Annotated in this window: 3 protein-coding genes; all 3 read left to right on the top strand. The window is 53.7% G+C overall.

Annotation, left to right across the window (positions count from 1 at the left end):
* On the top strand, positions 1–736 hold a 736-nt coding region (locus tag V6D20_02070; GenBank protein HEY9814584.1), incomplete at its 5' end, for a hypothetical protein.
* A gap of 252 nt (positions 737–988) precedes the next feature.
* Positions 989–1,393, top strand: a complete 405-nt coding sequence (locus tag V6D20_02065) for a polymer-forming cytoskeletal protein (protein ID HEY9814583.1) — start codon at positions 989–991, stop codon at positions 1,391–1,393.
* 66 nt (positions 1,394–1,459) lie between these two features.
* Positions 1,460–2,551, top strand: a complete 1,092-nt coding sequence (aroC, locus tag V6D20_02060; protein ID HEY9814582.1) for a chorismate synthase — start codon at positions 1,460–1,462, stop codon at positions 2,549–2,551.
* Positions 2,552–2,618 lie beyond the last annotated feature (67 nt).

The following is a 2,618-nucleotide window of genomic DNA, read 5'->3' as shown; positions in this document are numbered from 1 at the left end:
CGGTGGTCCTTACCAGTTGGTCGTGTTCCACTTCCTGATCGGCGTGTTCTGCTACATGGGACGTGAGTGGGAACTCTCCTACCGTCTCGGTATGCGTCCTTGGATCTGCGTTGCCTACTCTGCACCTGTTGCAGCAGCATCAGCAGTCTTCCTGATCTACCCGATCGGTCAAGGTTCCTTCTCCGACGGTATGCCCTTGGGTATCTCCGGTACCTTCAACTTCATGTTCGTGTTCCAAGCAGAGCACAACATCTTGATGCACCCCTTCCACATGTTGGGAGTAGCCGGTGTCTTCGGTGGTAGCTTGTTCTCCGCGATGCACGGTTCGTTGGTGACCTCCAGCCTAGTGCGTGAGACTACCGAGACCGAGTCACAGAACTACGGTTACAAGTTTGGTCAAGAAGAAGAGACCTACAACATCGTTGCGGCTCACGGCTACTTCGGTCGGTTGATCTTCCAATATGCCAGCTTCAACAACTCCCGCGCCCTGCACTTCTTCTTGGGTGCATGGCCCGTGGTCGGCATCTGGTTCACGGCATTGGGTATTAGCACCATGGCGTTCAACCTGAACGGTTTCAACTTCAACCAGTCTGTGATTGACTCTCAGGGTCGTGTCATCGGAACTTGGGCGGATGTCTTGAACCGCGCCAACCTAGGTATGGAAGTGATGCACGAGCGCAACGCTCACAACTTCCCGCTCGACTTGGCTGCTGTGGATGCACCTGAAATCGGTTAATCCATCGCTGAGCTAGTCTGATAGCTTGATGAAGAGCGCTCCCTAGGGGGCGCTTTTTGCATGAATGGGTTAATTTGGATGGAAGCTGGGGGCACTCTAAGCATCGTAATCAACACGTTATGATTGAGAACAACCACGGAATCAACCACGTTGACCAAGCGACTGCTATCTCAGGGTGGCCATAGATGATCGGTGGCTTAGATCAGGTGTAGGCAAAGCAGTTCAAGACTGAGTTCATGGGGAGACATATCGATGTTTGGACGGAAAAAGCCAGTCGGGTCGCTAACCTATCTGAGCGCCACCAGTGAATTCCAAGGCGATATCCATGTGGAAGGGGCTCTGCGGGTCGATGGCATCATCCACGGCAAGGTGGATGTGATTGGTGATGTGGAAATTTCTCAAACTGGATTAATTGAAGGGCCAGAACTTCGGGCCCATAACATTACACTCCATGGGGTGGTCAAGGCGAGAGTTGTGGCGGATGGGCGACTTACCCTCAGCAGCACTGCTCGGCTAGAGGGTGATGTGACGGCCAACTCTCTGGACATTGAGGCGGGTGCATTCTATATCGGTCATATTGCTACCACGGAACCGAATCCTTCGAAACCCTTGCCATCAACGGCTAAACTCCCGGAACTTCTAGGGCGAGGGGACTAACGACGTTGGCTAGCGGTGGAAGAGGCTGAAGTGAGATAAGATGCCCTAGAGCGCAGGAGAATGAGTATGGGCAACACGTTTGGTCATTTGTTTCGAGTTACCACCTTTGGCGAATCCCATGGTGGAGGAGTTGGCGTTACGATTGACGGCTGCCCACCCCAGGTCGAAATTTCTGAGGCGGAGATTCAAGTTGAACTCGATCGCCGCCGTCCAGGGCAAAGTAAAATCACGACGCCTCGTAAGGAGGCCGATCGCTGCGAAATTTTATCCGGCGTGTTTGAAGGTAAAACCCTGGGTACCCCCATCATGATTCTGGTGCGCAACAAAGACGCGCGATCGCAAGATTATGACGAGATGGCCCAGAAGTATCGTCCTTCCCATGCTGATGCAACCTACGACGCCAAGTATGGCATTCGCAACTGGCAGGGGGGTGGTCGCTCGTCGGCTCGGGAAACCATTGGTCGGGTAGCAGCAGGAGCGATCGCCAAGAAAATTCTGCAGCAGGTCGCTAATGTTGAGATCATTGGCTACGTCAAGCGCATTCAGAACTTAGAAGGACAAATTGATCCCAACACTGTCACCCTAGAGCAGGTGGAGAGCAATATCGTTCGTTGTCCAGATATGGACTGTGCAGAGCGGATGATTGACCTGATTGAGCAAACAGGGCGGGCAGGTGATTCCATTGGCGGCGTGGTGGAATGCGTGGCTCGGCAGGTGCCTATGGGACTGGGGTCTCCGGTCTTCGACAAGCTGGAAGCTGATTTGGCCAAGGGCGTGATGTCTTTGCCTGCCAGCAAGGGCTTTGAAATTGGTTCAGGCTTTGCCGGCACCCTGCTCACCGGCATTGAACATAACGATGAATTTTATACCGACGACCAGGGCAGACTGCGCACGGTGACCAATCGTTCTGGTGGCATCCAGGGCGGTATCAGTAACGGTGAAAACATCATCATCCGGGTAGCATTCAAGCCTACAGCCACGATCCGTAAGGAACAGCGCACGGTTACCAAAGATGGTGAAGAGACGTTGCTGGCCGCCAAAGGCCGCCATGATCCCTGTGTGCTGCCCCGGGCTGTGCCCATGGTGGAATCTATGGTAGCCCTAGTGCTCTGCGACCATCTCCTACGGCAATTTGGTCAGTGCCACGTGCTTCCCTAAGACTAGGAGGCATACATCAGCCCAAGACAACCATACAGAAACTACGCTGGCTGAGCGAAGTCGAAGC

The organism is Candidatus Obscuribacterales bacterium (assembly GCA_036703605.1).
Lineage (GTDB): Bacteria > Cyanobacteriota > Cyanobacteriia > RECH01 > RECH01 > RECH01.
Note: the sequence above shows the minus strand (reverse complement) of the source record. Positions and strands in the feature narration are given on the sequence as shown.

What these genes read in the sequence shown, in the direction of transcription:
- V6D20_02065 (HEY9814583.1), top strand. Translation starts at nt 989, where the DNA reads ATGTTTGGACGGAAAAAGCCAGTCGGGTCGCTAACCTATCTGAGCGCC.
- aroC (HEY9814582.1), top strand. Translation starts at nt 1,460, where the DNA reads ATGGGCAACACGTTTGGTCATTTGTTTCGAGTTACCACCTTTGGCGAA.